Source organism: Flavobacterium sp. MMLR14_040 (assembly GCF_033657265.1).
Taxonomy (GTDB): Bacteria; Bacteroidota; Bacteroidia; order Flavobacteriales; family Flavobacteriaceae; genus Flavobacterium.
The window spans coordinates 23,258-39,492 of the sequence record NZ_JAWVWO010000008.1 but is presented as its reverse complement, the minus strand read 5'-3'; the positions used below and the strand labels follow the sequence as shown (position 1 = coordinate 39,492).

Here is a 16,235-nt window from a genome sequence, read left to right as displayed (position 1 = left end):
GTTTCAAGTTTCAAGTTTCAGGTTTCAAGTTGCCTACCTTTGTCCCTTTGAACCTTTGCTCCTTTGCACCTCTAATTAAGCTTTGTAAGCCACTTTATTTTCTATGTATGTAAAAAATTTATCGAATATCAAACCAACTATTCCGATGATGATAATGGCTGAAATTACTTTTTCCAGACTCAAGGCGTTCCAACTGTCCCAAACGAAAAAACCGATTCCGGCTCCGCCTGAAAGCATTTCTCCGGCAACAATAACCAGCCATGCAACGCTGATACTCAAACGTAATCCCGTGATAATGTGCGGTAAGCTAAACGGAATTAGAATTTTGGTCAGGTAACGCATTTTTGAAAAACCAAAAGCCTTTGCTACATTTTTATGATCTTGTGGAATAGAAGCGATTCCGAAAGAAGTATTGATTAAAGTCGACCATAACGACGTAATGAAAACGATGAAAATTGTAGCTAAACCGGTGTCTTTAAAAACCACCAATCCAATAGGAAACCATGCCAAAGGCGAAACCGGTTTTAAAAGCTGTACAATTGGATACATAATTTGCTTGCAAATCGCGCTCGCTCCCATCAAAATTCCAATTGGAATTGCCACCAACGAGCCTAACAAAAAGCCCAATAAAACGGTTTTTATTGAATTGAATAACTGCAATCCGATTCCTTTATCATTTGGTCCGTAATCATAAAACGGATCGCTTAACATTTCTTTCAAAACCGTAAAAGTAGCCAAAGGTCCGGGCAATGCATCTTTTGTATAAAGACTCAACAAACTCCAAAAACCAACAAATAGAGCAACTCCGATTCCTGCAAATGCAGTTGATTTTAGTTTAATCAAAACCGAATTTAAAATCAATTTTAATTTCTCATTTCTTCCGTTATCAATCGCGGTATTTTCCATCAAAACTTCTGTTTGATCCGCGATATCGTTAAGCGTTAATGTATCTTTATTAGACATGATATTCTGATTTAAATTAAAATTATTTTTTAACCACTTTTAAATAGCCCGCCGGATTTGAAGGATCAAAAACCGTTTTATCCATTGTTAACGAGAAAGGCTTCATGTCATCATTTGGCACTTTTACTTTCATACTTTTGGCGACCTCTTCGTATAAATCCTGTAAAATCAATTTATCAGCTATTGCTTTATAGTTTGGCGCTTCTTTCAAATATCCAAATCGGACAAACTGCGCCATTGCCCAAATTGCATACGATTTACGAGGATAATTTACCAGACCACCTTTGTAAAACAACATATAATCTTTGGCATAAACTTCCGTTCCCTGGTTGCAGCCCAAATCGTAATTTCCCATTAATCTGTTTTCAATAACATCTGCAGGAGCATTTACATAGGGCGCTTTTCCAATTATTGCAGCCGCTTTTTTACGATTGGCAGGATTATCTAACCAAATACAGGCTTCTAAAACTGCTTTCATCACCTTTACTAGATCAGTTCTTCTTTTTTCGCTGAATTCTTTATTAACAACCAAAGCTTTTTCTGGATGGTCTTTCCAAATATCTTGTGAAGCAACTTGTGTAAAACCAATTCCTTGTTTTACCGCAACACCGCCCCAAGGCTCTCCAACACAATAACCATCCATATTCCCTACTTTCATATTGGCTACCATTTGCGGAGGCGGAATCGTAATAATTTTAGATGTTTTTTGACTTACACCTGCAATGGCCATCCAGTTTCTTAGCCATAAATCGTGTGTTCCTCCCGGGAAAGTCATGGCAAAAGTCACTTCTTTTTCTGCCTTAAGCTTGGCAGCCACAACAGGCGCAATTTTGTTCATTTGTTTGAAACCTACTTTGCCACAAAAATCATTAGAAAGTGTAATCGCCTGACCATTCACATTCAGCATCATGGCGATTTTCATTTCAGAACCTGCTTTCCCTCCTACCCCTGTGTAAACCGAAAACGGCATTGAATACAGACAGTGCGCTCCGTCTAATTCACCGGTTAAAATTTTATCACGAACATTAGCCCATGAAGATTCTTTGGTTACCACGACTTCAACTCCGTATTTTTTAAACAATCCTAATTCCTTTGCCATTACAATTGGAGAGCAATCTGTTAATGGAATAAATCCTAATTTTACCGGATCATTTTGAGCTGAAACTTTTGAAAAAGAAAAAGCTAAAACGAGTATTAATGCCAGTAAGATTCTTTTTAAAACTTCTGTTGTGATTATCTGTATTCTTTTCATTTTTAAGAAATTTAAAAGTTATTTGTTTTTATTTTTTGGCTAAAAAATTGGGTTTGATATTTAGCATTATGTAAGCAAATTGAGGACTTAAATCAGCATTCGCAACATTTTTGACCGCTGCAGAAGCCATAGAGTTTGTTGCTTTCATGAAAGAATAACCAGCTTCAATATTGACGATTTTAGTCAGGTTGTATTTTACCAGTAAATCAAGTTCAGTTCCCAGATAAGAGTTTAGTTTTCCGCCTGCACCATTAGATAAAGTATTTGCCGACTCAAAACCGTGAATATCCAATGCAAAACTTAGATTATCTTTGGCATTATATTTTATTTTGAAGAAGTAATCCAGCAAACCTTGTTTTCCAAAACCGTTCGCAGCATAAAAATAATCCATACTTCCCCAGAATTTATGAGGCGTTCCGTAAAGCGGATCAAATCGATTGTCTTTTGAATCGGCTGTAACTGTTTTGTTTCCGTCATCTCCAGATAAATAATCAACTCCGGGACCAATGAATAATTTTCTTCCTACTTGTAAGGTTGATGTAATCGAAAATAGATTAGCGTTTAATGACCTTCCATCTTTGTTTTTCCCACCTTGATAATAATAACTTCCTGTCAAATTTAATTTTCGTGTCACATTGGTATTGAAGTAAATTCCGGTTGTATTTCTGCTCCAAACTCCTGTTCCGTTTACTTTTGTAGTTACCGCTGGAGTTCCTGCAGCCACTAAAGTATATTTGTTGAAATCATCTTTGAAGAATAAAAAAGACAGATCACCAAAGAAAAATTTTCTGCCCACATATGCATATTGAAATGATTTATACATAGTCCCAATTCCGTTAGTTCCGGCACCATAAGCCGGATTTGTACCATTATAAATTGTTCCTGTATTATTTTCTTTATTCTGATTAAAAGCAGCTCCAACATCTGCAATCCAGCCTTTATTAGCAAATTTAAAAACGATCGCATCATGACGTCTTCCTTGTTGCAACCAGTCTAAACTTCCTAAAACCTTTTGGTCATCATAAGAAATTTCCTGACGTCCTGCTTTTATAGACAAATTTTGAATTGTACTTACGGTATCATTCAAAAAAATCTCAGCCCAGGCTTCGTGCAATAAAATTCCGTTATTAGCTTCTGTTGTTGTTCTGTTAATAGAGGAAGCATCCTGCCCCCAAACGCGAACATCTTGCAGCGCCGTAAAAATTTTAAATCTATAACCGGAATATCCGGCATTTAATCTTGTTCTCTGACTTGTAAATAAAGCCGCTTTATCGCCTTCTTGTTGTAACGTTCCTTGTCCGGCACGCATTTCAACACGGTCTCTTAACTGACCTGTAAACGTAAATTGTGCTTTTGCTTTATAACTTCCTAACAAGGTTAATACAAAACCTAATAAAATAGATTTTGAAAGTTTTGATGTAAAAATAGTGTTGTGGTTTTTTAATATTGGATTGGTTAATTTGCTCATAATAATTTGGTTTGATTTGTATGAAGCAAATTTATATACGTATAAATACTTAAGTACAATACTTATACCATATCAAAACATTTTTTTTAACCCATAAAAAGCGTTTGAAAGTCAATTTGTTTTCTGCGTTTTCGCATGAAGTAGATTTTAAATCGTGTAAAACAAGAGATTTCTGATATTACGTAATTTAACTTAATTGGAGAATTAGATAATGTGTCAATTAGATAATTGTACAGGAAGAAGAGGAATGTGATTTTACGGTTAAGATTGGTAAACCTGAATGATAGAACATAGCCAACGGTTTCAACCGTTGGGAACACGAAATGCCAAACGATACGTCTCCCGAGGTTGAAACCTCGGGCTATATTTGAAAAAACGAATTAATAAACATAGCCAACGGTTTCAACCGTTGGGAGCACGATGCGATTAACGATACATCTCCCGAGGTTGAAACCTCGGGCTATATTTGAAAATGAATTGAATAAAACATAGCCAGCAGTCTTAACCGTTGTGAGCATGAGACGATTAACGATACGTCTCCCGAGGTTGAAACCTTGGGATATATTTGAAAATGAATTGAATAAAACATAGCCAGCGGTTTTAACCGTTGGAAGCATGAAACGCTAAACGATACGTCTCCCGAGGTTGAAACCTCGGGCTATATTTGAAAAAACGAATTAATAAACATAGCCAACGGTTTTAACCGTTGGGAGCATGAAACGCTAAACGATACGTCTCCCGAGGTTGAAACCTCGGGCTATATTTGAAAATGAATTTGATATACATAGCCAACGGTTTTAACCGTTGAGAGCATGAAACGCCAAACGATACGTCTCCCGAGGTTGAAACCTCGGGCTATATTTGAAAAAACGAATTAATAAACATAGCCAACGGTTTCAACCTGAAAGGATCAAAACCTGAAACTTGAAATTGAAACAAAAAACTAAAAATACTTATGTTCCATGATTTCTGATTGGAGTTTCGGAATGGCGAGGATGCCTATTCTCTTTCCTACTGTTTTAATTACAGCTTCTTTTTTTAGACTTGATAGCACACGAATAACTTGTTCCTCAGTAGTTCCGGCAAAATCTGCTATTTCTTTTCGTGACAGTTCGATTTCAATTAGACCGTTTATTTGTCCAAATTTTCGGTGGATGTACAGTAACAAATCGATTACGCGTTCCCGTACATTCATATGGGCAATTTTGCGGATATTGTTTTCGCTTTTATTAAGTTCATCGGCGTAAAACAACATTAAGGCGTATGTAAATTCAGGAACGTTTTGAAGAATCTCCATCATGGTTTCATTACTAAAATTGCATAAAACCGTATCTTCAAGAGCATAAGCACCAATTAGATAGCGCTTACTTGTTCCGAAACCACGAAAACCAATCGTATCTCCGTTTTTGGTGAGACGAACAATTTGTTCACGACCGTTGATTCCCGTTTTAACTGTTTTTACTTTTCCTTTACATATAAAATAAAGTCCCTGAATTGGAGCACCTTCGATGATAAACTGCTGCGATTTTTTACAAACAAAACTATGTTTCTTCTGAACATATTGTTTCATTTGTTCCAAATGCAGATGTTTTTTAATAAAACAGTTCTCGTTGGCGCAGGAATAACAAATGGCTTGCTCGTCTTTCATAAGTTCTAAAATTTAATCGATTTAAAAACTAATTTGTTGTTCCTCATTTATTTTCATCAAAAATAGAAAAATAATTCCGAAAAATAAGTATTTATACGTAAAAATACTTATTTTTGTCTAAGTCAAATACGTGAGGCATTTACTACTGGGCATAATTACTATAGTTGTATTTAAAAAAGAAGCTGTAATGCAAAATACCAAAATCAAAACTACCTGTTCATATTGTGGCGTCGGCTGCGGCATTATCGTTACCAACGATGCTAAAAATGGCGTGATGGTAACGGGCGATAAAGATCATCCTGTTAACAAGGGAATGTTATGTTCGAAAGGAATGAATTTGCATTATGTGGTTAACGATACTTCAGACAGAATTTTATATCCAGAAATGCGCGGCAGTAAATCTTATCCGCTGGAACGCGTGAGTTGGGATACAGCTTTGGATCGCGCAGCTGCTGTTTTTACTTCAATCATCAAAAAACACGGTCCGGACAGCGTCGGTTTTTATATTTCCGGACAGTGTTTAACCGAAGAATATTATCTGGTAAACAAACTCGTAAAAGGATTTCTGAAAACTAATAATATCGATACCAATTCCAGACTTTGCATGAGTTCGGCAGTTGTGGGTTATAAAAAAACTTTCGGAGAAGATTCTGTTCCAATTGCTTATGATGATATTGAATTGGCAGATACTTTCCTGATTACCGGCGCAAATCCGGCTTGGTGTCATCCAATTTTATTTCGAAGAATAGAAAAACACAAAGAGAAAAATCCTAAAATAAAAATCATAGTAATTGATCCGAGGCGAACCGATACAGCAGCTTTCGCCGATTTGCATTTGCAGATTATTCCAGGATCTGATATTATATTGTATCATGCAATCGCAAGACGCATTATCGAAAAAGGGCACGTTGATCATGATTTTGTAAAAAACAATGCCGAAAATTTCAAACAATATAAAGATTTAGTTTTAGGAACTTCATTAGAAAAAGCTTCAAAACTTTGCGGAATTTCTGTAAACGACATTAAACTTGCCGCAGATATTATTGGTAAAGCAAAGGGATTTATTTCGCTTTGGGCAATGGGACTGAATCAAAGTGCCGTTGGCGTTGATAAAAATACGGCTTTACTAAACTTATCATTATTAACGGGGCAAGTTGGTAAACCGGGTTCGGGACCATTTTCCTTAACCGGACAACCCAATGCAATGGGCGGAAGAGAAGTGGGCGGAATGGCAACACTCTTGGCCGCACACAAAGATATTGCAAATCCGGAACATCGTAAAGAAGTTGCTGATTTTTGGGGCGTTGACGAAATCTCAGACAAACCGGGCTTAACGGCAACAGAAATGTTTGAAGCATTGGAATCTGGAAAAATGAAAGCCGTTTGGATTATCTGTACCAATCCTTTAGTAAGTCTGCCGGATTCACGCCGCATCGAAAAAGCGTTGCAAAATGCCAAATTTGTTGTAGTTCAGGATATTTCGCATAATGCGGATACTTCAAAATATGCCGATTTATTATTACCGGCTGCAGGCTGGTTAGAAAAAGAAGGTACAATGACCAATTCTGAACGTCGAATATCTTATTTACCAAAAGGAATAAACGCTCCCGGAGAAGCACTTCCGGATATTGAGATTTTAATTCGCTTTGCTAAAAAAATGAATTTCAACGGTTTCAATTTTAATAGCGCCGAGGAAATTTACAAGGAACATTGTGCATTAACCAAAAACACCAATATTGATATTTCATTTTTAAATTACCATCGTTTAAAAACCGAAGGTACTTTTCAATGGCCCGTTCCGGATTACGGGCATCCGGGAACTCCCCGCCTTTTTACAGACAAAAAGTTCTATACGCCATCGCAAAAAGCAATTTTTAATTTACCAACAGTAATTGAAAATACTTCAGAACAGCCAAGTCCGCAATATCCATTTATTCTCACAACAGGCAGGGTTCGCGATCAATGGCATACAATGACAAAAACCGGAAAAGTATCGCGATTAATGACGCATACACCAAGTCCTGTTTTAGAAATCAACCCGATCGATGCGTATAAAAATGATATTAAAAATGGTGATATTGTTACCGTTTCGAGTAAAAACGGAGAAGTTAGGGTAAAAGCAAAGGTCACGGATGCCATAAAAGAAAAAGTACTTTTCCTGCCAATGCATTGGGGGAAACAACTCGAAAATGACTTAAACAGAACCAATAATCTAACCAATACGGTTGTTGATCCGGTTTCAAAAGAACCTGATTTTAAATATACTACGGTTGCGATTACCAAATATGTAAAACCTTTTCAAAAAATTGTTATCGTAGGCGCAGGAGCTGCTTCTTTTCGATTCATTCAAAACTATCGTGAATTCAATTCCATCGACGAAATTATTGTTTTTTCGAATGAAGTAAACCCGTTTTACAATCGCGTATTGCTTCCTGAATATATGACGGGCGAATTTACCTGGGAACAGCTTTTAAAAGTAAAAGATGGAGAAGCTTTAAACAAGCTAAAAATTACCATGAATGCCGGCGTGGCAATTGATAAAATAAATGCGAATGATAAAACGGTTTTAGACAATCTGGGCAATCTGCATACTTTTGATTCTTTGATTATGGCGACCGGAAGCCGTCCGTTTATCCCTGAAAATGCCCAACTTCATTTACCCGGCAGATTTACCGTGAGACGAAAAGAAGATGCCGATCGTTTAAAAAAATACCTGAACAATACCAATTTGCCTACCGAAGAACAACATGTTGTTATCATTGGCGGTGGTTTACTGGGATTAGAATTGGCAGCCGCCTTAAAACATAAAAAGGTAAAAATTACTATTATTCAAAGGGCTTCTCGATTGATGGAGCGTCAATTAGACCGAATTTCGAGTAAATTACTGGCAGAAGAAGTTCAGCTTCGTGATATACAAATTTACTTTGATAATGAAGTGAGTACGGTTTTTGAAACTGAGAATGACAATGAAATAGAAATTGCTTTAAAAAGTGGGCGAATCATTACCGCAAATGCGATTGTGTATACTATCGGAACAATTCCAAACATCGAAATTGCCCGTGAAACAGGCTTGACTTGTGGTCGTGGTGTTAAGGTAAACCAATATCTACAATCGTCGAATCCTGATATTTTTGCTATTGGCGAAATAGCTGAATTTGATAATAAATTATTCGGAATCACGTCTGCCGCCGAAGAACAGGCTGATATTTTAGCCAACTTTTTGGCTGGCGATATTAGCAGTTATTACAAAGGTTCGATTCTTATGAATATTTTAAAATTAGAAGATATAAACCTGTGCAGCATTGGCGATATTGAAATTCCCGAAAATGATGATTCATACGAAGAAATTATTTTTGCCGATTTGAAAAAACGTTATTACAAAAAATGTATTGTAAAAGATGATTTGCTTGTTGGCGCGATTTTAATGGGCGACAAAAATGAGTTTGCCGAATTTAAAACGATGATTGAAAGCAAAATCGAATTATCAGACAAACGTAATTCTCTTTTGAGAGGAAGCTCAAACGCAAAACCTGTTTTAGGAAAATTAGTTTGTTCCTGCAGTCAGGTTGGAGCCGGAAATATTGAAGAAACAATTAAAAGCGGTGTGAACAATTTTACCGATTTATGCAAAAATACCGGCGCAGGATTGGGTTGCGGAAGTTGCAAAACAGAAGTAAAAGAGATATTGGCAAAATGTAAAGTTTAGTTTCAAGTATGATTTGTTTCAAGTTACTTTACTTTGAAACATAAATTTTACCATAGAGGTCACAAAGATTTTCCGCAAAGTTGCGCAAAGGCTTATATACTGCTTTTGAGTTTATTTTCTATCGAAAAGAGTTCACAAAGCTTTGAGAACTTTGACTACTTAGTAACATAAACTAAAATCTTTGCGAAACTTTGCGAAAAATCTTTGTGACCTCTGTGGTTAAATCAACAATCCGACCACCTGAAACAAACAAAACAAACCTGAAACAAAAGAAACCTGAAACAAGAAAAGAATATGGAACTAACAAGACTTATAGTAAAAGGAGGCGTTATTTCGCCGGGAGAATTGCGGGAAGTGGTTAATATCGCTATGGATCAGGGTTTAGATTCGATTTCCTTCGGTTCCAGACAAGATATTATTTTCCCGAAAGGGTTAAAATCTTCAGATAAAGAAAAATTGGGTAAACATCATTTTGTTTTTCCCGATCAAAAAAGCGGTAACAATATTGTTTCATCCTATGTTTCTACTGATATTTTCAGGAATACAAACTGGCTTACGGGCAATAGGTTTTTATATATTTTAGAGCAATTTAAGGAACAGCCCAAATTAAAAGTAAATATCACAGATCCTAAACAACAGTTGGTTCCATTGTTTACAGGCCATCTTAATTTTATTGCTTCGGAGCATGAAGATTATTGGTTTTTATATATTCGTTTGCCAAAATGGGAACGTATGGAAGTTTATCCCGTATTGATTTACAGTTGGGACATTGCAAAATTCTATTATGAAATCGAGAAAATCGTAAGCGAAGAATCATACGGAATTGATATGATTTTTAGTTTGGTCAGTGAAATTTTAGACACCAACAACAGAACAATTGACAAACCTTTAAATGTTCCGTTTTATCCTTTTCCGTATTATGAAGGTATGAACCGAATGGGAATTGACCAATATTGGCTGGGTTTATATTGGCGAAATAATTTATACGATCTGGATTTCCTGAAAGAAATGTGTAATTTGTGTTTTGACTGCAAAATTGGAAAAATCTGCATAACTCCCTGGAAATCATTTATTATAAAAGGAATTCCGAAAGACCGAAAACTGGAATGGGAAAAATTCCTGGGTAAAAAGGGAATTAATGTTCGACATTCTTTACTCGAATTGAACTGGCACTTACCTGTTGCGATGGAATGGGCTTTGAATCTTAAAACATTTTTAGTTCGTACGTTAGATCAATTTGATATCAGTACATATGGATTAACGTTTGGAATATCAGAATACAATCGCGATGGCCACTATTTTACTTCGGTTGTGGTCGAAAAAAATGACTTGCCAAAAGATCTGGAATCTATAAAAATTAGAGATACTTATAATGTTTTGTTTGCGAAGAACTTCGATCCCAATACCAGAGAATATATCGTGCATTCACAAGATATTGACAAACTCGAATTGCCCACTATTTTAATTGAATTGAGCCGAAAATATTTCGATGAACTCGGAAATTCTACAGTTGAAACAGCAGAAAATCCGCAGAAAAAAGAGAAAACACAATTGGACATCTATCAATGCCAGGAATGTCTAACACTTTATAAATCAGAATACGGAGACGAAAGCCAAAATATTCCGAAAGGCATTTTATTTACTGATTTACCACAAAACTATTGCTGCTCACTTTGTGATGCCCCAAAAAGTAATTTCAGGATTTTAGAAATTGTAGAAAATTAAGGACCACATCTTTAACTAAAGCAATTATAATAAACGACTTATAAAAACCTTAACATTCTTGTATTTAATTATTGCTTAAATTTAACTAGCTAAGAATTTATCTATTGATGAAATAACAACTTCATTTCTCTTAGTGAATCAATTTACTCAACTAAAAATACCATTATGATAAAAAGAACACCAAGAACATCAGCCGTAAAAAACACAGATATTCCTGCAGAAGAACCAGTTGCGCCAATTACAGAAAGTAGTCCGGAAACGGATAAACCTCTGCTAAAAACGCCCGTGAAAAGAGCGCCAAGAACTGCAACAAAAGCACCTGCGGCTACAGCAAAAACGCCTGTAAAACCAGCTTCTGCAAATACTCCAAAAGCAATTATAAAAAGAACGACAGGATCAACTGCAAAAACGGGAACTATAACTCCTGAAATTATAGAAATCTCTACAATTGATAAAAAAGGCGACGAACAACAGCCAATTGAAGATCAAGAAGTAACCGTTTTTAAGAGTATAAAAGATAAGTTGAAAGATGCTAAAAACAAACAAAAGGAGAAAAAAGAAAAAGCAAAAAGAAGAGAAAAAGAGATCAAAGCCGTTATAAAAAAGCTGGAAAAAGAAAAGAAAGCAAAGCTGAAAGCTGAAACAAAAAAGAAAGACAAAGCGAAAAAAGAGAAAGAAAAAGCTAAGGCGAAACTAAAAAAGCTTGAAAAAAAGAAAGATAATAAATCGAAATCCAAGAAGAAAAAATAAGAAATAGAAAGGTTTGACTTAATGGAGTTGAGCCTTTTTTTTGCAATCAGAAAACGTCTGGTCTGTCATTTCGAGGAACGAGAAATGACAAAACTACCCCCCAATCGCAATCATACTGCGATTATCAAAATGCAAAGAAGGATCATCCATTTCCTCAATCGTAACCATTCCGGCTCTGACTTTCTTTTTATTTTTGATCGATACGGAAATTAAATTTTCGATGGATTCACCGTTTCTAAAAGGTGTCAGCAAATCAGTTTCTGAATTAGAAAAAAGGCAATTTTTAATTTTCCCGTTTGCCGTCAGGCGGATTCTGTTACAGCCATCACAAAACGGGTTTGTAATAGAACTTATAATTCCGAAATCACCCTGAAAACCTTTTATTCTGTAAGTTCTCGCTGTGAAGTTTTTTTCGTCTTCCAATTTTTGAATTTCTTCAGATGAAAAATTATCATTTACCTGAGATAAAATCTCGTTTTGAGAAACCATTTTGCTTCTGTCCCACTCGTTTCCGGCAAAAGGCATAAACTCAATAAACCGAACTGATATTGGCAAAAACTGGGTTAATTTAATAAAATCTATAATTTCATTATCATTAAAACCCTTCATCAAAACTACATTAACTTTTACCGTAAAATCATGATTTAAAAGTAAATGCAAATTAGTAATTACTTTTTCAAACTGATCTCTAAGTGTTACAGAATGAAATTTTGATGCAACCAAAGTATCCAGACTCAAATTGATTTTTTTGATGTTAGCCTGCTTTAAAGCCTCAATATGGCGATCAATTAAGATTCCGTTTGTGGTAATCGAAAGTGACATTTTTAAAGTTGATAATTTCGAAATAATCTCCGGAAAATCTTTTCTTAATAAAGGCTCGCCTCCCGTTAATCTGATTTTATCAACACCATTTTCTACGAAAATTTGGGCTAAGGCAAAAATCTCATCAGCAGTCATTAAACTGGCTTTTGGAGACAATGCGATCCCGTCAGCAGGCATGCAATACGTACAACGCAAATTGCATTTCTCTAGTAACGAAATACGCAAATAATTGTGTTTTCGCCCAAAATCATCCGTTAAAATGGTTTTAGAGGGTGTCATGATTTTTTCCTTTTAAAATATGAAAAACGTGCATTACATGCGGAAAAACAGCGTCCATAGATTCTCTGGCTCCGTTTGTTGATCCCGGCAAAGCCAAAACCAAACTTTTTCCTAATGTTCCTGCAACGGTTCTTGATAACATTGCGTATGGCATTCTTTGTTGTCCGTAATCGCGAATTGCTTCTTCTATTCCCGGAATTCTGCTTTCCAGTAATGGTGACAATGCTTCGGGCGTTACGTCTCTTGGTGATAATCCGGTTCCTCCGGTAAAAATCACCAACTGATTTTCTTTGGCAAAAGCCTTCGTTTTTTCCTGAATAATATCAATTTCATCAGGAATAATTTCGTAATGTGTGGTTTCAACTCCGTAAGAAGTTAATTTTTCAACAATAATTTTTCCGGAACGATCTTCCTTTTCGCCCGCAAAAATCGAATCGGAACAAACAAAAACCGCAGCTTTTATTGTGTTTGGAAATTTATTTTTAAAGGAAGATTTTCCGCCTTCTTTATTCACTAATTTGATGGTCGAAATTTCAATTTCTTTATCGATTGGTTTTAGCATATCGTACATCGTCAACGCCACGATAGACGCGCCGTGCATGGCCTCGACCTCAACTCCGGTTTTGTAAACGGTTTTTACATTGAAGATAATCTGAATTGTTAAACCTTCAATTTTATATTCAACCGAAGTAAATTCAATCGGAATCGGGTGACAATCCGGAATCGACAAATGTGTATTTTTTACAGCAAATAATCCTGCTGTTTTTGCCATTTCCAGCACATTTCCTTTCGGAACCAAATTATTCACCACAGCATCAATTGTTTCCTGTTTGCTAACTTTGACAATTGCTGTGGCTGTTGCAGCTCTTAACGTGCTTATTTTATGCGTAATATCTACCATTATATTTTGTTAGGTATTTTGTTTCCAGGTGAATGTATCGTTTTCAAACATTTCTTTACCAAAAATGGGCACATCGGTTTTTATCCAGTTTACAATAGCTTCTGTCGCTTCATAAACCTGTTTACGTCGCGTTGCCGAAACAAACACGAATAAACAAATTTCACCTGCTTTTACAACACCCAAACTGTGATAAATATGCATACAGGTTAAATCGAATTTAGCGAAAGCCTTCTCACGAATTGCATGCAAAGCCTCATTTGCCATATCGGTGTAAGCCGAATAATCGATCGCAACAACAGTATTATCGTGAATCACATCGGCACGAACCTGACCCAGAAAAATATTGTGCGCACCAATGGTATGTTTCGATTGGTGTTTCGCAATAGATTCTGCTATAAATTCAGGAGCAATTGGCCCTTCCACAAATACATTTTTACTCATTTGTTTTTTATTTTTTTGCCACTGATTGCACAGATTTAAATGATTTTTTTCTGCCACGAATTACACTAATTTTCACTAATTTTTTAATTCAATTTTACAATTCGTGAAAATTAGTGTAATTCGTGGCAAACATTTTTAATAATCATTTTAATCAGTGAAATCTGTAGCTATACTTTTTCTTTCAATAATTGTTTCATTGCTAAAACGCCTCCGGCAATACTTTTTACATTTTTGAATTCTTTTTTCTGAAGCAATTCAACTGCTATTTTACTCCGAATTCCGGATTGACAAAAAACATATATTTTTTGATTCGGATTCAGTTTTTTTAATTCGATTTCTAAATGCAGCAACGGAATCTGAATACCATTTTTAAAATTAATTTTTGGAACCTCATCTTCATTTCTAACATCCAGAAAAAGAACTTCGTGATTATCAATTTCATTTAAAATTGCCGACGCAGCAATTTCTTCAACCTGATTTTCATCTACTTTATACTTTTCTTCAAAAGCTTTTTTATTCAATACAACAGCAGTATTCTTTTCAAAGTCATACTTTTGCTGTTCGTTATTCAAAATATTATAAACCAGTATTTTACCACTCAACACTTCTCCTATTTCCAGAATCATTTTGATCACTTCGTTTGCCTGAAGCATTCCAATAATTCCAACCGAAATTCCGATAACTCCGGCATCTTCACAATTTAAAGATTGCGTATTTTCATCAGGAAACAAACATCTGTAAGTCGGTCCGTTTTGATAATTGAAGACGGAAACCTGTCCCTGAAACCTGAAAATAGAACCGTAAACCATTGGTTTATTAGTAATACAACACGCATCATTTATTAAATATTTGATCTCGATATTATCGGTTGCATCAACAATAATATTATATTTTTCAAATAACGAAATCGCATTTTTACCAGACAATTTTTCTGAAATCGCATTTACTTTTATTAACGGATTCAATTCAGAAATCATCAATTTAGATTCATCTACCTTGTATTTTCCAACAGCCGAACTTTTGTAAATTACCTGACGATGCAAATTCGAAATTTCGATAACATCATCATCTATAATTCCGATTTCGCCAACGCCTGCAGCCGCCAAATAAGGCAATACGGCAGCGCCTAAGCCACCCGCGCCAATTACCAAAACTTTAGATTTTGATAATTTTTGCTGTCCTTCTTCTCCAATTTCCGGAAGAATTATTTGTCTGTTATAGCGTTCAAATGCATTCATAAATTCAATTTATCCTCCCGCAAACGGAGGCAATAAAGCAACTACATCACTTGTTTGCAATTTGTAATTACTTGCTTTCTGTACTATTTTCTGGTTTATTGCTACGCTAAAAGACAATGCTTCAAATTGATATTTATCTTCTAAATCCTGCAATAATTCCTGCAGTGAAATTTCAGAAGAAGATATTTTTTCGAAAGTACATTTTGTTTTTTCAGCGACAGCTCCAAAATATTTAATCTCAATCATTCTTATAAATTTAAATTCTGAAAAATAAATTCGTCATCAAAATGCTCCTGAAAATAAGAGGTTAATTTTGAGGTATTTTTCACTACTTCGCCAATGACAATAATTGCCGGCGAAGAAATTTTATTTTCTGATACCAATTTAGCAATAGAACTGATAGTTCCAACTACTTTTTGTTCACTATTTTTTGTTCCGTTTTGGATAATTGCAATTGGCAAATCATCCGTTCTGTTTTCTTTATAAATAGAAATAATTTCTTCTAATTTATGCATTCCCATCAAAATAACCACGGTCGCAGCCGATTTTGAAGCCAAATGAATGTCTTTAGACAATTTATGATTTGAAGTTGTTCCGGTAATTACCCAAAAACTTTCGGCAATCTGGCGTTGTGTCAAACTGATTCCAACCGAAGCCGGAACTCCCAAAGCAGATGAAATCCCTGGAACAATTGCTGTCTCTAAACCTAATTTTTCGACATACTCGATTTCTTCACTTCCTCTTCCAAAAATAAACGGATCTCCGCCTTTTAAGCGCACCACATGACCGTAGCGATTGGCCATCGAAACGATTAATTCGTTAATCTGGTCCTGCGTATAAGCGTGACAACCTAAACGTTTGCCTACAAAAACAATTTCTGCTTTTGTCGCATACTGCAATAATTCTTCATTTACCAATGCGTCATACAAAACCACATCGGCATTTTCTAAGGCTTTAATCGCTTTTAAAGTAATTAATTCAGCGTCACCGGGACCTGCGCCTACAATCGTTAATTTTGGTGTTTTTGAATTTCGCATAACTT

The 16,235-nt window shown here is 35.6% G+C and carries 13 protein-coding genes; 3 read left to right on the top strand and 10 right to left on the bottom strand.

What is annotated here, in order from left to right:
* Positions 1-75: 75 nt before the first annotated feature.
* The 4 genes from ntrB to SD960_RS12250 form a co-directional block, all read right to left on the bottom strand.
* Entirely contained in the window at positions 76-963 is an 888-nt protein-coding gene (gene ntrB / locus SD960_RS12265; protein ID WP_318803460.1) for a nitrate ABC transporter permease, read from the bottom strand.
* Positions 964-985: 22 nt separating this feature from the next.
* Entirely contained in the window at positions 986-2,215 is a 1,230-nt protein-coding gene (locus SD960_RS12260) for a CmpA/NrtA family ABC transporter substrate-binding protein (protein WP_318803457.1), read from the bottom strand.
* Between the two features lie 28 nt (positions 2,216-2,243).
* Positions 2,244-3,683, bottom strand: a complete 1,440-nt coding sequence (locus SD960_RS12255; RefSeq protein WP_318803455.1) for an alginate export family protein — start codon at positions 3,681-3,683, stop codon at positions 2,244-2,246.
* Positions 3,684-4,626: 943 nt separating this feature from the next.
* The gene (locus tag SD960_RS12250; protein WP_318803452.1) at positions 4,627-5,331 is read right to left on the bottom strand and encodes a Crp/Fnr family transcriptional regulator; all 705 of its coding nucleotides are present in this window, start codon (positions 5,329-5,331) and stop codon (positions 4,627-4,629) included.
* A gap of 187 nt (positions 5,332-5,518) precedes the next feature.
* On the opposite strand from SD960_RS12250, the gene SD960_RS12245 reads away from it, so the two are divergent.
* The 3 genes from SD960_RS12245 to SD960_RS12235 all read left to right on the top strand — a co-directional run bounded on the left by SD960_RS12245 (position 5,519) and on the right by SD960_RS12235 (position 11,512).
* Positions 5,519-9,037 carry a molybdopterin-dependent oxidoreductase gene (locus SD960_RS12245; protein ID WP_318803450.1) on the top strand — a complete coding sequence of 1,173 codons (3,519 nt, stop codon included), beginning with the start codon at positions 5,519-5,521 and terminating at the stop codon, positions 9,035-9,037.
* 294 nt (positions 9,038-9,331) lie between these two features.
* Positions 9,332-10,762, top strand: coding sequence for a rubredoxin (locus SD960_RS12240; protein WP_318803448.1), 1,431 nt, complete (start codon positions 9,332-9,334; stop codon positions 10,760-10,762).
* Between the two features lie 165 nt (positions 10,763-10,927).
* Positions 10,928-11,512: a hypothetical protein gene (locus SD960_RS12235; protein WP_318803446.1), complete on the top strand. Its 585-nt coding sequence runs from the start codon at positions 10,928-10,930 to the stop codon at positions 11,510-11,512.
* 93 nt (positions 11,513-11,605) lie between these two features.
* Here SD960_RS12235 and moaA read toward each other — a convergent pair whose 3' ends face one another.
* From moaA to cobA, 6 genes are all read right to left on the bottom strand, one after another.
* Positions 11,606-12,613, bottom strand: a complete 1,008-nt coding sequence (gene moaA, locus SD960_RS12230) for a GTP 3',8-cyclase MoaA (protein ID WP_318803444.1) — start codon at positions 12,611-12,613, stop codon at positions 11,606-11,608.
* A complete protein-coding gene (moaCB, locus tag SD960_RS12225) occupies positions 12,600-13,514 on the bottom strand; it encodes a bifunctional molybdenum cofactor biosynthesis protein MoaC/MoaB (protein WP_318803442.1) in 915 nt (304 codons plus the stop codon). The genes moaA and moaCB overlap by 14 nt, the downstream gene beginning before the upstream one ends.
* A 9-nt stretch (positions 13,515-13,523) precedes the next feature.
* Positions 13,524-13,955, bottom strand: coding sequence for a molybdenum cofactor biosynthesis protein MoaE (locus SD960_RS12220; RefSeq protein WP_042563010.1), 432 nt, complete (start codon positions 13,953-13,955; stop codon positions 13,524-13,526).
* 167 nt (positions 13,956-14,122) lie between these two features.
* Positions 14,123-15,193 (bottom strand): HesA/MoeB/ThiF family protein, encoded by a 1,071-nt coding sequence (locus SD960_RS12215; protein WP_318803435.1) that lies wholly within the window; start codon positions 15,191-15,193, stop codon positions 14,123-14,125.
* A 9-nt stretch (positions 15,194-15,202) separates the two neighbouring features.
* Positions 15,203-15,439, bottom strand: coding sequence for a MoaD/ThiS family protein (locus tag SD960_RS12210; RefSeq protein ID WP_318803434.1), 237 nt, complete (start codon positions 15,437-15,439; stop codon positions 15,203-15,205).
* 2 nt (positions 15,440-15,441) lie between these two features.
* Complete coding sequence (cobA, locus tag SD960_RS12205) at positions 15,442-16,230, bottom strand: uroporphyrinogen-III C-methyltransferase (RefSeq protein ID WP_318803432.1); 789 nt, start codon at positions 16,228-16,230, stop codon at positions 15,442-15,444.
* Between the last annotated feature and the right edge of the window lie 5 nt (positions 16,231-16,235).

What these genes read in the sequence shown, in the direction of transcription:
- ntrB (WP_318803460.1), bottom strand. Translation starts at nt 963, where the DNA reads ATGTCTAATAAAGATACATTAACGCTTAACGATATCGCGGATCAAACA.
- SD960_RS12260 (WP_318803457.1), bottom strand. Translation starts at nt 2,215, where the DNA reads ATGAAAAGAATACAGATAATCACAACAGAAGTTTTAAAAAGAATCTTA.
- SD960_RS12255 (WP_318803455.1), bottom strand. Translation starts at nt 3,683, where the DNA reads ATGAGCAAATTAACCAATCCAATATTAAAAAACCACAACACTATTTTT.
- SD960_RS12250 (WP_318803452.1), bottom strand. Translation starts at nt 5,331, where the DNA reads ATGAAAGACGAGCAAGCCATTTGTTATTCCTGCGCCAACGAGAACTGT.
- SD960_RS12245 (WP_318803450.1), top strand. Translation starts at nt 5,519, where the DNA reads ATGCAAAATACCAAAATCAAAACTACCTGTTCATATTGTGGCGTCGGC.
- SD960_RS12240 (WP_318803448.1), top strand. Translation starts at nt 9,332, where the DNA reads ATGGAACTAACAAGACTTATAGTAAAAGGAGGCGTTATTTCGCCGGGA.
- SD960_RS12235 (WP_318803446.1), top strand. Translation starts at nt 10,928, where the DNA reads ATGATAAAAAGAACACCAAGAACATCAGCCGTAAAAAACACAGATATT.
- moaA (WP_318803444.1), bottom strand. Translation starts at nt 12,613, where the DNA reads ATGACACCCTCTAAAACCATTTTAACGGATGATTTTGGGCGAAAACAC.
- moaCB (WP_318803442.1), bottom strand. Translation starts at nt 13,514, where the DNA reads ATGGTAGATATTACGCATAAAATAAGCACGTTAAGAGCTGCAACAGCC.
- SD960_RS12220 (WP_042563010.1), bottom strand. Translation starts at nt 13,955, where the DNA reads ATGAGTAAAAATGTATTTGTGGAAGGGCCAATTGCTCCTGAATTTATA.
- SD960_RS12215 (WP_318803435.1), bottom strand. Translation starts at nt 15,193, where the DNA reads ATGAATGCATTTGAACGCTATAACAGACAAATAATTCTTCCGGAAATT.
- SD960_RS12210 (WP_318803434.1), bottom strand. Translation starts at nt 15,439, where the DNA reads ATGATTGAGATTAAATATTTTGGAGCTGTCGCTGAAAAAACAAAATGT.
- cobA (WP_318803432.1), bottom strand. Translation starts at nt 16,230, where the DNA reads ATGCGAAATTCAAAAACACCAAAATTAACGATTGTAGGCGCAGGTCCC.